The following is a 15,350-nucleotide window of genomic DNA, read 5'->3' as shown; positions in this document are numbered from 1 at the left end:
TTTTTGTTCATGGCAATTCACTTACAACTGGAGATAAGATATAATGTTCTCATACTGATGGCGGGGAGGCCGGCTATGAAAAAAGCACTTATTTGTATTGATTATACGAATGATTTTGTGGCGAGTGACGGAAAATTGACCTGCGGGGAGCCCGGCAGAATGATTGAAGAGGCGATCGTCAATTTAACTGAAGAATTCATCACAAACGGTGATTACGTCGTATTAGCAGTAGATTCTCATGATGAAGGGGATCAATATCACCCTGAAACCCGTCTTTTTCCTCCGCATAATATAAAAGGCACGGAAGGAAAAGATCTGTACGGAAAGCTTTTGCCTCTATATCAGAAACATGAACATGAACCTAATGTTTACTACATGGAAAAAACGAGATATTCTGCTTTTGCGGGAACTGATTTAGAGCTCAAACTCAGAGAGCGGCAGATTGGCGAACTGCACCTTGCCGGTGTCTGCACAGATATTTGTGTGTTGCATACAGCTGTTGACGCATATAACAAAGGTTTTCGGATTGTTGTGCATAAACAAGCTGTTGCCAGCTTTAATCAGGAGGGGCACGCATGGGCTCTTTCCCATTTTGCAAACAGCATCGGAGCGCAAGTGGCAGAGTAAGGAAGGGGAAAAACAGTGTTAGAGTACGGATTTAAAGATGACAGCCTGTCATTACATACAGACCTTTATCAGATCAATATGGCGGAAACGTACTGGAGAGACGGCATTCATGAAAAGAAAGCGATTTTTGAGCTGTTTTTCAGAAGGCTTCCGTTTGAAAATGGCTATGCCGTATTTGCGGGCTTGGAAAAAGCCATTGAATACTTGGAAAATTTCAAGTTTACGGATAGCGATTTGAGTTATTTACAGGATGAACTCGGGTATCATGAAGATTTTATTGAATATTTGCGCGGCTTATCTTTTACAGGTTCACTTTACTCCATGAAAGAAGGAGAGCTCGTTTTTAACAATGAGCCGATTATGAGGGTGGAGGCACCCCTGGTAGAAGCGCAGCTGATTGAAACAGCTTTGCTCAACATTGTGAACTATCAAACATTAATCGCAACAAAGGCTGCCCGGATTAAAGGCGTCATTGGTGATGAAGTTGCGCTTGAATTCGGAACAAGACGGGCACACGAAATGGATGCGGCCATGTGGGGAGCGAGAGCAGCCTTAATCGGCGGCTTTAGCGCGACAAGCAATGTAAGAGCCGGAAAGCGCTTTAATATCCCGGTTTCCGGCACACATGCGCATGCGCTTGTGCAGGCTTACCGCGATGAATATACAGCTTTCAAAAAATACGCGGAAACACATAAGGATTGCGTTTTCTTAGTTGACACGTATGACACGCTTCGTTCAGGCATGCCGAACGCGATTAGGGTTGCCAAGGAATTCGGCGACCGCATTAATTTCATTGGCATCCGTCTGGACAGCGGCGATTTGGCGTACCTGTCAAAAAAAGCCCGGAAAATGCTTGATGAAGCAGGATTTACAGATGCGAAGGTGATTGCTTCAAGCGATTTGGATGAGCACACCATTATGAATTTAAAGGCTCAGGGAGCGCGCATTGATGTCTGGGGTGTCGGTACGAAGCTGATCACTGCCTATGACCAGCCGGCTCTCGGCGCAGTTTATAAACTCGTTGCCATTGAAGAGGACGGGAAAATGGTTGACACGATCAAAATTTCGTCCAATCCTGAAAAAGTGACGACACCGGGCAGAAAGAAAGTCTACCGCATTATTAATCAGTCCAACCATCATTCTGAAGGCGACTATATTGCGCTTTATGATGAGCAGGTGAATGATCAGAAGCGGCTCAGAATGTTCCACCCGGTTCATACATTCATCAGCAAATTTGTCACGAATTTTTATGCGAAGGATCTTCATGAGCTGATTTTTGAGAAGGGTATTCTTTGCTACCAAAACCCTGAGATTTCAGACATACAGCAGTATGTGCAGGATAACCTCAGCCTTCTTTGGGAGGAATATAAGAGAATCAGCAAGCCGGAGGAATACCCGGTTGATTTAAGCGAGGACTGCTGGAGCAATAAAATGCAGCGGATCCACGAAGTGAAAAGCAGAATTGAAGAAGAGCTTGAGGAAGAATAAAGAAAAACTGGCCTTTCATTCGCGAAGGGCCAGTTTTCTTTATGTATATATTATTTTTCATGTTTAGACAATTTTCGTCAAATTATTTGATATACTTAGGGGTGAAAGCCGCGCGTATTGTAAGGGGGATAAATCAATGAGGGTGTTTGTTGCAAGACAGCCTATTTTTAATAGAAAAGAACAGGTTGTTGCTTATGAACTGCTGTATAGAGAAAGCGAAGAGAACGTGTATAGCGCTAAAGACGGCGATCAGGCAACAACAGATTTGGTGATCAACAGCTTTTTAAACATCGGAATTGAGAAGCTGACGGAAGGGAAACGCTGTTTTGTTAATTTTACGGAAAGCCTGATGTTTTCAAATCTTCCCACCTCCTTCAATCCGAAACAGCTTGTCATTGAAATCCTTGAAGATATACCGATCACGCCGGCCCTCATTTCTAGATGCAAAGAATTGAAAAAAATGGGGTATATGCTGGCGCTTGATGATTTTTATGCAATAAACCCGCAAGATGAGGACTTACTGGAAAAACTCATGAGCTATATTGATATATTGAAAATTGATTTTCTCAAAACAACACGAATGGAACGCAGAACAATTTTGCAAACCTACGGCTGCCGCGGCCTGATTTTTTTAGCGGAAAAAGTAGAGACCCGAAAAGAATATAAACAGGCGGTCCAAGACGGCTTTCAATTATTCCAAGGCTACTTTTTCAGCGAGCCGCGCATCATCAGCGGGCATGACCTATCGACTCATTTCTATTCTTACTATGAACTGCTTAACGAACTGAGCAAAGAGCAGCCTAACATAAAGCGTGTGACAGAGTACATAGAGCGGGATTTATCACTGTCCTATCAGATTTTAAAATTTTTAAACTCATCCCACAGCCGTTTGAGCCAGAAAATTGAAAGCATTCAACAGGCCATTATGTTGCTGGGATTTAATGAAATCAAACGGTGGATATATATCCTTTCCTTTAAGGATTTAAGCAGGAAAGGCCATTCCAGCAAGCACGAAATCATTAAGATTTCTTTGATAAGAGCAAAGCTTTGCGAACTGCTGGCGAGAAAGACATCCCGGCCGCAGCCTGCTTCTTATATGCTGATCGGAATGTTTTCTCTCATAGACACCCTCCTGCATAGAGAAATAGAGGAAATTGTTCAAGAATTGCCTTTAAAAGATGAAGTCGGGCAAGCATTATTAGGCCATCAAAACGACTACTACCAAATGCTTGAGCTTGTGAAATTAATTGAAAGCAACAACTGGGACACTTGCTCGGAATTAGGCAATCAACTCGACAAAGAAGAAGCGTATGAATGTTATTTAGAGGCTCTGGAATGGTGTCATAATCTTATGGACGCAAAATGATTGCGGTCCTCTGACCACCGCAAAGCAAGAATCATTCGGCTTTGCGTTCCGATAAGGCTGATATAGATGCCGTCGGGATTAAAGACCGTATCTACTTCATGCCGGACGCCCATTTGTTTGATCAGGCGCTTAATGGTTTGTTTATCGGACTGCTCGGCTGCGGTCAGAATGCGGCGCGAGAGCTCCCGCGAGCCCGCAATGCGGCCGAGAACGAGCTGGGCATCCGCAAATATCCCTGCGGCCTGCTTCGCTGAACGGATAAAGGTATCAATATTGTTGGCAGGAGCGGGCGGACGGCGTACCTCATACGGATACACGTAAAACCAGGGATAACGATATCTCATGGGAGCACCTCACAAAAAAAAGGATGTTTCTATATGTATAGATCCCTAATTGCCGAATATGACAAAGCGAAAAGGCCACAACTTTAGCGTTGCGGTCTTTTTCGGTGTTTGTCGGTCAGGAAACGCCAAGAATCGCATATTCAATTTTGAAAATACGGTATGAAGGACTATAGTCTTACTTAGTAAAAATGCGAAACACGTTAAAATCAAGGGAATTAAGAATCTTTCTCAATTTGAGCACATATAAACGCTCTTTCGCATAGAAAGATAGTCCCGTTCTTGTTGTGATTCCTTTGAGTATAAGGACCTATTGATATTTGCGGTGTCACGCAGGACTTTTTTGCATACTTTTCGGTGAAAAATAAGCCGAAAGCAGATACACTATTAGTAACAGATCAAATACCTAGGACTCGTTCACCATACACAATTCATTGATCTTTCAAAAAAAGGAGTGTGGAAACGATGGAAAAGAAACTTGAAGAAGTAAAACAATTGTTATTCCGACTCGAACTTGATATTAAAGAAACGACAGATTCATTACGAAACATTAATAAAAGCATTGATCAACTCGATAAATACAATTATGCAATGAAAATTTCGTGAAAAAGACTTGGAAACAAGTCTTTTTTTTCGTTCTACCGATACAATAAATGGATAAAGTATTATATGATTGTTAAAAAACGAAAAACCTGCTGTCCTTTAAATGTCCCATTTAGTAAAATGGAATGGGAGGGGGGAAGTCGTTATTGAGCAGATATGTTTAGATTCTGTCCGGATCAAGGAGAAAATGAAGGAGATTGTAAGCCAAAAAATAATGAATCAGGACTTGGAACGATATCTTCAGAATTTTATTGAGTCTAAGGATACGTTTGAGTTTGCCGATTTGGCTCTTCATCATTATTTAGCTTTTAACGGTCAGGACCAAAAAGCAATCGAATTGCTAGCTGCCGGAATTGAATTGCTTATACTCTCATTCGATATTTATGATGACTTAGAGGATCAAGATAATGGAAGTGCTGTCTGGATGAAGATTGACTCGTCAATCGCTTTAAATGCAGTTACAGCTCTTTACACCCTAAGTATACAAGTGATGTGTCAAGCTAGTCATGAACCAGAATTTTCACAAGAGATATTGAATTTTGCGTTACAATCAATTCAAGGCCAGCATGATGATATTGTGAATGCGCCGCAAACGGAAGAAGCCTGTCTTGAAATGATCAAAAATAAATCAGGAGCGCTAACGGCATTGCCCTGTGTAATGGGAGTAATGCTGGCAACAGGCAAATACCATCCCATTGTAGCTTCATATTCTTATGAACTTGGGATTATTGCACAAATCGAAAATGATTACCGAGGTTTATATTATTTAAATAACGATTTTATTCAGAAGAAAAACACATTGGCATACTTATACTTAAATAAACGTTTTAATGCAGCTTCTGCAGAAATCTTGAGTTGGTATGAAAATGCTGAGTTGTTCTTATCATTGAATCCCAAACATATAAAAGAAAAATTAACTGAGGCAGGCGTCGTGCAATATTTACTTGTAATGAAACACTTGTCATTACAAAAACTAAAGAAAGAAATTGCTAGATTAGAATTGCAAGAGAATAAAATAAAAAAATTACTAACAGGAATCATAAAATAAAGGAGGATTTATATGCAGGAAATAGTCGGATACTTAGTAAAAAATCCAGAAGTTTTAGATGAGGTCATGGAAGGCAGAGCCTCTTTATTAAATATAGATAAGGATCAATTGAAAAGTATAGTTGATGCCTTTAGAGGGCTGCAAATTTATACTAATGGTAATTGGGTTCCTTCGTGAGGCTTTATTAAATGAAGGCATGGTACAACAAAGTTTCAATTTTTTTGATTTTAGTTAGTTTAGTCTATGTAACTTATTTAACGTATATAAGTTCGAGTAAACTTTTAGTTGGTGCAGCAGTAGCCGAAAATCAAGACAATGAAGTTGTCATAACAAATATTGAGGAATTTTCTACGGCTTATTACTCAGGCATACAAAAAGGGGACGTCATCAAAAGTATCAATAATCATAAAGTTAAGCGTCCTCTTGAAGTTCAAAAATATAATTCAAACCATGTGAGATCAATAGTCGTCGAGAGAGATGGAGAAAAGGTTAAAATTAAGCCTGATTTAATGAATGATGGGAATTTTACTACTTTTGTGATCCCATTAATATTTTATATAGCCTGTCTATTTTGTTGTTTCTTCATTCTAAAAATAAATGAATCGAAAAAACTACTCTCTGCTTTGATTTTAATCATTTTCTTGTTATCTGCTTCTTTAGCATACTTAAGTGCGGGTGGATCTGCAAAGGGAGATTGGTTAAGCAGATGTATAATGGTATTCACTTTAACATCTGTAATGTTTAATTATCTTCTTTTCTTGTATCAGTATTTTAAAGAACTGGGCACTGTGTTATTTAACAAAAAAGTTTTTATATTATATGCAATTCCAGTACTAAATCTAGTTTTTGAATTGTTGCGAACTCAACTTTTTTTTAGACATTATGTGCCTAAAATAAATTTACTTTCGTTCTTTATTTCATTTATAATTGTGAGCGTATATTTTGGATCTATTTTAATTAAAAGTAAGGATACTGAACAAGCACATATTTTAAAAGTTCTTACCATAATTAATATCTTATCTTTTTCGCCGTTTTTGTTTTTATATATAATACCTTATGTATTCTTAAGCACTGATGGGATTTCTTCTTTTGTAGCTGCTTCATTTATGTTCCTAATACCATTTTCTTTGGTTTATCAATTTATGACAAATAAAATTTATAATGTGGATTTTATTTTAAGCAGGTTAAAATATTATGGAATATTAGCATTAACGCCCACAATTATTTTAGTTACGGTATTCGAGTTAATAGGAAATCCAGCTGGAGATTTCTATTATTTCAGACTGGCGATTCTTATGTATATTATTATGGTGGCGGTCTTTTATTATAAAGAAGTACTTGATTTCAGATTTAGATTAAAAAGGGTTTCGGAAAAATTCAATTATCAAGACAGTATATATAAATTTACGCAGTTGATTAGAGATTCAACTTCTTTGACCCAAGTATTTGAGGAACTGAAAACCACGATACTTGAGGTTTCGCTTGTAAGCCGAGCCCATATTTATGAGGTTTCAGTTGATGGAAGTATTAAACTCTATGAAGAACTTAATCAAAATTCATTTGAAAAAGTCTATGAAAAAGAATTTAGAAAAGTAACATCCGAGATAGGGAAAATCGTTGAATTTAATAAAGGTTTTGTCATGAAGATAGGTGAACGCGGTGGTAAATCATTTGTGATGCTTTGTTTATCTAAAATGAATACGCCTCGTCTCACACTCGAAGAACTTTCTTGGCTGAAAACTTTGGCTTTTTATACAAACGTATCGATCGAAAACGTCATGAAAATCGAAGAACTGATGAGTCATTTAGAAGAAATAAAACAACAAGAATCCAACCCCGTATGGCTCAAAAAACTCATGTACACGATCGAGGAAAAACAACGCTCGGATCTCGCCCGCGATCTCCACGATTCGGTTCTTCAGGATTTGATTTCCTTAAAACGCCAGTGTGAGCTGTTTTTGGGTGATTTCAAGAAGGATGATAATCCGTGCCGTGAAGAGGTGCAGGACAAGCTTGTACAGATGAATGAGCAGATGTCTGATGTGATTTCGATGACGAGGGAGACGTGTCATGAGCTGCGGCCGCAGCTTCTGTATGATCTTGGATTGGTGAAGGCGTTGTCGAAGCTGGTGGCGCAGCAGCAGGAGCGGGTTCCGTTTCATATCCGTTTAAATACCGGCAGATTTACGGCTTCCCTTGATCTGGATTCGCAGCTGAATTTATACCGGATCATTCAAGAGTTTCTGTCTAATGCGGTTAAGCACTCTCAGGCGACGGATGTGCTGATTATGCTCATTAGTATTCAAAACAAAATCGTTCTTCATTATGAGGACGATGGCGTTGGGTTTGATCAGGAAAAGAATACTGAGCATTCCATGAGCATGGGGCTTTCTGGCATTAAGGAGAGAGTCAGGGCTTTAGATGGGCGCCTTCGGATTGAAACAAGTGAAGGAAAGGGCTTTAAGGCTGATATTGAAATCGAATTGTAATGGATTTATAACGGAAACGACTTGGCACAGGCCAAGTCTTTTTTATAAAATGGAAAAGAGTGAGTAAAAGGGAGGAAAACATGAAAAAGATACTAGTGATTGATGACCATCCGGCTGTCATGGAAGGCACCAAGACAATTTTGGAAACGGATTCGAATTTGTCTGTTGATTGTCTCAGTCCTGAACCGAGCGAACAGTTTATCAAGCAGCATGATTTCTCGTCATATGATCTCATTTTAATGGATCTGAATTTAGGCGGCGAGGTCAATGGGATGGAGCTTTCTAAACAGATTTTACAAGAGAATCCTCATTGTAAAATTATCGTGTATACCGGTTATGAGGTCGAGGATTATTTCGAGGAAGCGATTCGTGCGGGTCTGCACGGTGCCATCAGCAAAACGGAATCTAAAGAAAAGATCACCCAATACATATACCACGTACTCAACGGAGAAATTTTAGTCGATTTTGCTTACTTTAAACAGCTGATGACTCAGCAAAAAACAAAGCCGGCTCCTTCCTCTCAAAAAGAACAAGATGTGCTCACACCTAGAGAATGCCTGATTCTTCAAGAAGTTGAAAAGGGATTTACAAACCAAGAAATCGCAGATGCCCTTCATTTAAGCAAGCGGTCCATTGAATACAGCTTGACATCGATTTTCAATAAGCTGAATGTCGGTTCACGGACGGAAGCGGTTTTGATTGCGAAATCAGACGGTGTACTTTAAATGTTGGGGGTGTAGATGATGGATACGAAACACACATTGCTTGAAGCGCTTGGTATAGAGATTGTTGAAAACACAGCGGAACGATGCGTTGCGGTCATGCCGGTGGATCATCGGACGGTTCAGCCGTTCGGATATTTGCATGGGGGCGCTTCAGTGGCCCTGGCGGAAACAGCGGCGAGCGCAGGTGCACAGAACTTGATTGATCATTCAACACAGGCTTGTGTCGGTTTGGAGATTAACGCCAACCATTTAAAATCTGTAAAGGAAGGAACGGTAAAGGCGATAGCCGAGCCCGTTCACATAGGCAGAACGACGATTGTCTATCACATTCACATATATGACGAGCAAGAGAGGCTGATCTGTATATCCAGATGCACGCTGGCTGTCATCAAGAAATAAAAAAACAGCCGGAACTCTGCCTGTCCGGCTGCTTATTTTTATAAATAAGAATCCTCTTTTCGTTTAATCACAAAGTTTCTGATTCCGTTATAGTCATCCTGTACGCTTCTCTCATCAAGCTTGACGCCGGAGTTATACGCAGCACGGCAGATCAAGTGCCCGCCGATCGGCGACGTAATAAAGATAAAGAGAATCCCAAGCAGGATTTTAGCGGAGAGCTCCCCCGTCACAAACCACAAATAGAAGAAGACACCGAGCAGAATCATATTGACACCTAATGTTGAGCCTTTAGAAGCAGCATGAGCGCGTGTAAACACATCGGGAAGGCGAAGTACGCCAAATGAAGCAATGAGGCATACAAGAGCTCCCAGCAATATGAATACAGCCACAACAACTTTAGCGGTTTCGATCATTTTCGATAATCTCTCCTTTCTCCAGGAACTTGGAAAATGCTATCGTTCCGATAAACGATAAAATCCCCAGCAGCAAAATAATATCCAAAAACGCACTTGTTTTCAGCAAAATGGAGACAAGCGCCGTGATTGCGATCAGATTGATGCCGATTGCATCCAGAGCCACGACCCGGTCAGGCACAGTCGGCCCTTTAATGACACGAATGACATACAAAAAGGTAGACACTGCCATAATGCCGAGCGCGATTTGCAGGATCAGCGTAAACATCACCGGCTCACCTCCTGTATGGCTTTTTCAAATGACTCCCGAATGTCAAAAATCGCTTTTTCCGCATCCTCGATATCCATTGCATGAATATAAAGTATTGTTCTGTCATCTGAAATATCCATCACCAAGGTTCCCGGCGTTAATGTAATGAGCAGAGAAAGCAGGGTGATTTCCCAGTCCTTCGTCAGTTCAGTTTTAAAAGCAAAAATACCCGGTCTGATATTCAGTTTTGGAGATAAGACTGATTTCATCACACTGACATTGGCAAGGTACAGTTCCTTTATAAAAATGAAACAGAGCTTGATGATAGAAATCAATTTCCATAGATAAAACTGGCGAGTGAAAAAGCGCCGGAAGAAAAAGAGAGAGAGCATGCCCAGAATATAGCCTGTAATGAATCCTGCGGCGCTTGGACTGTTGCTTAAGAACATCCAGCAAAAAGCGAGAAACACATTTAATAAAATTTGAAATGCCATGCGATCTACTCCTTCAGAACAGCTTCGATATATTTTTCCGGATTCAGCAGCGTCTCGGCCGCTTGATCAACGTAAGGCGACACCCATTCTGTACCCAACCCGAAGAGAAGAGACAGCAAGAGAAAAATAGCTGCCGGATAAAGAAGTCCTTTAGCTGTTCGATGATTTGGTTTTGGCGTTTCTTTTTCTTCGCCCCAAAACGCATGTATAAAGATCCTCAGCACAGAGTACAGTACAAGCAGACTCGAAAGCAGAATCAGCATGGATATCGTAAATTCACCTTCTGCGAAGCCGCCCTCTGCAATTTTAAATTTGCCGACAAATCCGCTCAGTGGCGGAATGCCTGCAAGAGAAATAGCGGAAATGAAAAACATCCATCCAAGAACAGGATAGCGTTTGATCAGCCCGCCCATTTTATGCAGGCTCGCGGTTCCAGTCAATGCGATCAGCGTACCTGCCAGCATGAACAAAGCGCCCTTAATCAGCATATCGTGAATCAGATAGTAGATCGCGCCCTGAATGGATGCGGGGGTGTGTACTGCCACACCGAACAAAATCACGCCGACAGCGGTAATAATGTTATAGATCACAATTTTCATGACATTCGAATAAGCGAGTGAACCGATCACACCGAAAATCACAGTCAGCGCCGCCAGCCAAATCATCAGCTGATGGGTAAAGGCTGTATCGTGAATAAAAATCAATGTGAAAACCCTCGCAATCGCATATAACCCGACTTTTGTCAGCAAAGCCCCGAACAACGCGGAGATTGCTGCCGGTGGCGCGTAATAAGAGCCTGGAAGCCAAAAGTAGAGGGGGAAAATCCCGCCCTTCATGCCAAATACCAAAAGCAGCAGGACACCAATCACAGTGATCAGCCCGGTTTGTCCTGTTTCACTGATTTTCACGCTAAGATCCGCCATGTTTAACGTGCCGGTTACAGCGTATAAAAAGCCGACCCCTATGACAAACAGGGCAGACGACACGATATTAAACACAATATATTTAAGGGATTCCCGCAGCTGAATTTTTGTGCCGCCTAATACAATCAGCATATAGGAAGCAATAAGCAGAAGCTCAAAAAATACGTACATATTAAATAAATCGCCTGTTAAAAACGCTCCGCTGACGCCGGCAAGCAAGAACTGAACGCCGGAGTAGTAAAAGGAGCGCTCCCGTTTTTCACCGACAGAACGGAAGGAATAAAGCCCAACCAATAAACCGATGACCGCTGTTGTGAGAACGAGAAGGCTGGCGAATTGGTCTGCGGCAAGCACAATGCCGTACGGCGCTTTCCATCCGCCTAGGCTGAGTGTCTGGATGCCTTTTGTGAAGACAGTCTGTACAAGTATGCCGCTAATCACAATCCCGATGGCCGATGCCGCCGTGCTGAAGATTCTCATGAGCATAAGATTCTTCGTCATGAAAATCAGAAGAATAGCCGACAAAAGCGGAATCAGGATTGGCAAAATAACAAAATTATTCATGTTGATCATTTCCCCTCATTTGATCCATATCGTCCGATTTCAATTCCTGATAAGCGCGAAAGGCCATGACGAGGATGAATGACGTAACGCCAAAAGAAATGACAATTGCGGTCAAAATCAGGGCTTGCGGAAGCGGATCGACAAATGATTTGGCATGCTCGCTCAAAATCGGAGCGGCGCCTTTCTTTAATCCTCCCATAGTCAAAAGCATTAAATGAACGCCATGGCTTAACAGTGCTGTTCCGATAATGACACGAAGCAGGCTTTTAGACAGCAGCAAATACGTAGCAGCCATAAAAATAATACCGGCTAATACAGCCATTAAGATTTCCATTATTCTTCCTCTCCAATCGTTTGAATAATGGTCATCGTTATGCCTACGACAACAAGATAAACGCCTAAATCAAATATCGTCGCTGTGGCGAGCTCCGTTTTCCCAAGGATCGGCAGCTGAAAGTATCCGAATGTGTGGGTTAAAAAAGGAGCCCCGAAGACAAAGGAGCCAACGCCTGTTAATACAGCGAGCAGAAGGCCGGCTCCCGCGACATAAATGAAATTGACCGGCAAAAGGGAACGCACGGTTTTTAAATCATATGCCAGAAGCAAGAGAACGATGGAAGAGGACGTGATCAGTCCGCCGACAAAGCCTCCTCCGGGCGCGTTATGCCCTGATAAAAATAAATAGAAAGAGAAAAGCAAAATGATAAAGGATACAAGCTTTGTCGCAGTTTGAAGAATCAAGTCATTTGTTTTTTGTTCATTCACCGCTTTTCCCCTCCTCTTTTACTTTTGTTTTAATCATGCTGTAAATGCCGAGAGCGGCTATCGTTAATACCGTAATTTCAAACATTGTATCAAATCCCCTGAAATCAACAAGAATGACATTGACGACATTATCCCCTCCGCCGAGATCGTGGCTGTGTTTGACAAAGAAGGACGCAATGCTGTCTTTTGTCCGCTGGCTTGAGGATGCGATACCGAGCAGAGTAACAATAATACCGACGCCTAAAGAAATGATAAAATTCGTCATCCGGAACGTTCTCGTTTTTGTTTTCAGCCTCAGTTTCGGCAAATGGTAGAAGCAAAGCAGAAACAGTGCCACAGAAATCGTTTCAATGACGAGCTGAGTCAATGCCAAGTCCGGCGCTCTGAAAATGACAAAAAACAATGCAAGCGTATAACCGACAACACCGAGTGCAATGATCGCCGTCAGTCTTGACCTAGCAAAAACAGTCGCCACTGTGGCGCTGATCATGACAAGCGTCAAAATGATTTCGTATACACCGATTTTAGCCATGCCTTCCGTTTTAAATGAAAATCCGCCTTTAATGGCAAAAGCTCCGCCTATCAGAATGATGAAACCAGCGAAGATATACAGCAAATAATCTCTTAAAAACCCGGTCATATATTGTTTTGTGACCCGGTAAGAGCCTTTCTCCATCAGAGTCAAAAGCTTATCGTATAACCGGTTGAGTGTGAGTTTCGAAGGAAACAGTTTATAGATTCCTTTCCACTTATTCAGCGACAAATAACCAATTGTTCCGATCACAACAATACCCGCAGTCATGAGCAATTCCGTTGTAACCCCATGCCACTGTGAAATGTGAACGTGGAATTTCTCATGGCCGGCAAGCAGTGTCGGATAGATTGAGTTCATCGCAGGCTCTATCAGGCTGTACGACAATATATTCGGGAAAAAGAAGAGACTGACAGCCAAAGCGACAAGAATGACTGGTGGTACGAGCATGCCGACAGGCGCCTCGTGAGCCGGTTTTTCAAGCTGCTCAGGCTGGTAATTTCCTCTGAATGTTTTAAACAGCAATTTCATGCTGTAGATAAACGTAAATACACTTCCGATCCAGGCGAAAAGAGGGAACAGAATGCCCCATGTCTGCACGTTGAACAGGTCAAAATGTGTCACGCGAAGCATGCTTGTGAAAAACATTTCTTTACTCAAAAATCCGTTAAACGGCGGTAAGCCGGCCATTGAAAATGTCCCGATTAAGGAAATGGTAAATGTAATCGGCATAATCGCCATCAGGCCGCCTAGCTTCCGGATATCCCGTGTGCCTGTTTCGTGATCGATAATCCCGACTGCCATAAACAAGCTTCCTTTAAAGGTTGCGTGGTTGATCAAATGGAAAATGGCAGCCATAGCGGCAACTGTATAATATTCTGTATGTCCGTAATGAAGGGCCGCAGCACTGACTCCGAGCATGGAGATGATCATGCCGAGCTGGCTGACGGTTGAAAACGCCAAAATCGATTTTAAATCAGTTTGTTTCACGGCATGGAATGAACCCCAAACCATCGTAAAAAGGCCAACGAGGGACACGATCCAAAACCACTGAGCTGAAAAGGCGAAAATAGGACTGAATCTCGCAATCACATAAATGCCGGCTTTTACCATAGTAGCTGAATGGAGATAAGCGCTGACAGGCGTCGGAGCTTCCATCGCGTCAGGGAGCCAGATGTAAAAAGGAAATTGCGCTGATTTCGTAAAAGCCCCTAATAAAATGAGAATCATAGCCGGGATAAACAATTCGTGGCCGGCAATTAATTGAACCTGATGAACCATCTCTCTAATACTGAAGGAATCCGTTATCAAATAAAGGAGAATAAATCCGCCGAGCATGCACAGCCCGCCGCTGACCGTAATCAAAAGTGATTTGGCTGCGCCATAGCGCGACTTTTCCCGCTTATACCAATAGCCGATCAGCAAAAAGGATGAAAGGCTTGTAAGCTCCCAGAACATGTAGAGAACCATGACATTGTCTACTAGAACGACGCCGAGCATGGCGCCCATGAACATCAATAAGTAGACATAAAAGGGCCCAAGCTGTTCTTTTTCTTTCGATAAATAAAAAATGCTGTAAAGAGTGACCAAAGAGCCAATGCCTGTGATCAGTAAAGCGAATAATAACCCGAGGCCGTCTATATAAACGGTAAAGTTAATGCCGAGTGACGGAATCCACTCTAATACCGATCGAAGTGTTTCTCCAGATTGTGTCATCCTGATCATTGGGAGAAAGTATATAAACAGCAAGACGGGCAAGATCAACACAAACCAGCCCGTATGCACTCTTTTTGCGTATTTTGCCAAGAAGGGAATGATAAAAGCAAATAAAAAAGGCGATAAAATAGCAAGATGTAAGAGCTGCAAAGATAAGACCTCCTTTTCTCGTTCTCAATTGAAAAATGCGCTATGTATGAAATATACGGTCAAACGACCTAGTCCAAATTATATCGCACTTTTCTGCAAGCTGCCACGCTTCGAACTGCTGTAATGGGTTTTTATGAGTTCTTTTGACCTCAAAATAAGTCTAACAAAAAAGAGGTTATTTGTATATTTAAAATCAATCCTGATCAAGCTGAAGGAAAGGAGCTGGTCATGTGAAAAGAAAAGTCGTGATGTGCTCAGGTTTATTCTGCTCAGTATTTGCAGGGGCATTCATGTTGAATCAATATGACGGGCGCAGCGGTGTGGCGGCTGGTGATGAGTGGGAGCTGTATTTACTGGAGCACCACCTGTCAGCCAGAATGAGTGAGACGGAATCAAAGGATCTGCCGTTTGGTCCCCGAGAGTATATTCGGATTGTGAATAAATAAAAAAAGAGTTC

General features: G+C 41.7%; 18 protein-coding genes and 1 pseudogene. 10 read left to right on the top strand and 9 right to left on the bottom strand.

Annotated features, from left to right (window positions below):
- Window positions 1-75: 75 nt before the first annotated feature.
- The 3 genes from M1D65_RS15690 (at window position 76) to pdeH (ending at window position 3,481) form a co-directional block, all read left to right on the top strand.
- Complete coding sequence (locus M1D65_RS15690; protein ID WP_014477836.1) at window positions 76-627, top strand: cysteine hydrolase family protein; 552 nt, start codon at window positions 76-78, stop codon at window positions 625-627.
- Window positions 628-642: 15 nt separating this feature from the next.
- The gene (locus tag M1D65_RS15685) at window positions 643-2,115 is read left to right on the top strand and encodes a nicotinate phosphoribosyltransferase (protein WP_003228788.1); all 1,473 of its coding nucleotides are present in this window, start codon (window positions 643-645) and stop codon (window positions 2,113-2,115) included.
- Between the two features lie 136 nt (window positions 2,116-2,251).
- Window positions 2,252-3,481 (top strand): cyclic di-GMP phosphodiesterase, encoded by a 1,230-nt coding sequence (gene pdeH / locus M1D65_RS15680; protein WP_003243525.1) that lies wholly within the window; start codon window positions 2,252-2,254, stop codon window positions 3,479-3,481.
- Here the strand turns inward: pdeH and M1D65_RS15675 are convergent.
- Window positions 3,457-3,825 carry a hypothetical protein gene (locus tag M1D65_RS15675; RefSeq protein ID WP_017695529.1) on the bottom strand — a complete coding sequence of 123 codons (369 nt, stop codon included), beginning with the start codon at window positions 3,823-3,825 and terminating at the stop codon, window positions 3,457-3,459. The genes pdeH and M1D65_RS15675 overlap by 25 nt on opposite strands.
- Before the next feature lie 178 nt (window positions 3,826-4,003).
- Window positions 4,004-4,066 (bottom strand): annotated as a pseudogene (locus tag M1D65_RS15670) (hypothetical protein); the annotation flags it as partial.
- Window positions 4,067-4,287: 221 nt separating this feature from the next.
- Between M1D65_RS15670 and degQ the strand changes: the two are divergent.
- From degQ to M1D65_RS15640, 6 genes are all read left to right on the top strand, one after another.
- Window positions 4,288-4,428, top strand: coding sequence for a degradation enzyme regulation protein DegQ (gene degQ, locus M1D65_RS15665; protein ID WP_003220708.1), 141 nt, complete (start codon window positions 4,288-4,290; stop codon window positions 4,426-4,428).
- A 184-nt stretch (window positions 4,429-4,612) separates the two neighbouring features.
- The gene (locus M1D65_RS15660) at window positions 4,613-5,473 is read left to right on the top strand and encodes a polyprenyl synthetase family protein (RefSeq protein WP_064671628.1); all 861 of its coding nucleotides are present in this window, start codon (window positions 4,613-4,615) and stop codon (window positions 5,471-5,473) included.
- Window positions 5,474-5,485: 12 nt separating this feature from the next.
- Complete coding sequence (gene comX, locus M1D65_RS15655) at window positions 5,486-5,650, top strand: competence pheromone ComX (RefSeq protein ID WP_015384519.1); 165 nt, start codon at window positions 5,486-5,488, stop codon at window positions 5,648-5,650.
- Between the two features lie 11 nt (window positions 5,651-5,661).
- Window positions 5,662-7,962, top strand: coding sequence for a histidine kinase (locus M1D65_RS15650; RefSeq protein WP_456270616.1), 2,301 nt, complete (start codon window positions 5,662-5,664; stop codon window positions 7,960-7,962).
- 80 nt (window positions 7,963-8,042) lie between these two features.
- A complete protein-coding gene (gene comA, locus M1D65_RS15645) occupies window positions 8,043-8,687 on the top strand; it encodes a two-component system response regulator ComA (RefSeq protein ID WP_003220716.1) in 645 nt (214 codons plus the stop codon).
- A gap of 18 nt (window positions 8,688-8,705) precedes the next feature.
- On the top strand, window positions 8,706-9,086 hold the full coding sequence (locus M1D65_RS15640) for a hotdog fold thioesterase (RefSeq protein ID WP_017695528.1): 381 nt from the start codon (window positions 8,706-8,708) through the stop codon (window positions 9,084-9,086).
- A 38-nt stretch (window positions 9,087-9,124) separates the two neighbouring features.
- Here the strand turns inward: M1D65_RS15640 and mnhG are convergent, their stop codons facing one another.
- Genes mnhG through M1D65_RS15605 form a run of 7 tightly spaced genes read right to left on the bottom strand, consistent with a single transcriptional unit; the run spans window position 9,125 to window position 14,893 of the window.
- On the bottom strand, window positions 9,125-9,499 hold the full coding sequence (mnhG, locus tag M1D65_RS15635; protein ID WP_014477830.1) for a monovalent cation/H(+) antiporter subunit G: 375 nt from the start codon (window positions 9,497-9,499) through the stop codon (window positions 9,125-9,127).
- A complete protein-coding gene (locus M1D65_RS15630) occupies window positions 9,483-9,767 on the bottom strand; it encodes a Na(+)/H(+) antiporter subunit F1 (protein ID WP_003228814.1) in 285 nt (94 codons plus the stop codon). The genes mnhG and M1D65_RS15630 overlap by 17 nt, the downstream gene beginning before the upstream one ends.
- On the bottom strand, window positions 9,767-10,243 hold the full coding sequence (locus M1D65_RS15625) for a Na+/H+ antiporter subunit E (RefSeq protein ID WP_003228815.1): 477 nt from the start codon (window positions 10,241-10,243) through the stop codon (window positions 9,767-9,769). The genes M1D65_RS15630 and M1D65_RS15625 overlap by 1 nt, the downstream gene beginning before the upstream one ends.
- Window positions 10,244-10,248: 5 nt before the next feature.
- The gene (locus M1D65_RS15620; RefSeq protein ID WP_043940184.1) at window positions 10,249-11,730 is read right to left on the bottom strand and encodes a Na+/H+ antiporter subunit D; all 1,482 of its coding nucleotides are present in this window, start codon (window positions 11,728-11,730) and stop codon (window positions 10,249-10,251) included.
- Window positions 11,723-12,064, bottom strand: coding sequence for a Na(+)/H(+) antiporter subunit C (locus M1D65_RS15615; protein WP_003220730.1), 342 nt, complete (start codon window positions 12,062-12,064; stop codon window positions 11,723-11,725). The genes M1D65_RS15620 and M1D65_RS15615 overlap by 8 nt, the downstream gene beginning before the upstream one ends.
- Complete coding sequence (locus M1D65_RS15610) at window positions 12,064-12,495, bottom strand: Na(+)/H(+) antiporter subunit B (protein ID WP_003228819.1); 432 nt, start codon at window positions 12,493-12,495, stop codon at window positions 12,064-12,066. Before M1D65_RS15610 ends, M1D65_RS15615 begins: the two co-directional genes overlap by 1 nt.
- The gene (locus tag M1D65_RS15605) at window positions 12,488-14,893 is read right to left on the bottom strand and encodes a Na+/H+ antiporter subunit A (RefSeq protein ID WP_161621288.1); all 2,406 of its coding nucleotides are present in this window, start codon (window positions 14,891-14,893) and stop codon (window positions 12,488-12,490) included. The genes M1D65_RS15610 and M1D65_RS15605 overlap by 8 nt, the downstream gene beginning before the upstream one ends.
- 230 nt (window positions 14,894-15,123) lie before the next feature.
- Between M1D65_RS15605 and M1D65_RS15600 the strand changes: the two genes are divergently transcribed.
- A complete protein-coding gene (locus M1D65_RS15600; RefSeq protein ID WP_041052857.1) occupies window positions 15,124-15,339 on the top strand; it encodes a hypothetical protein in 216 nt (71 codons plus the stop codon).
- The last annotated feature ends 11 nt before the right edge of the window (window positions 15,340-15,350 follow it).

It is taken from the genome of Bacillus sp. JZ39 (assembly GCF_053903145.1).
This window is presented reverse-complemented; position numbering and strand designations above follow the sequence as displayed.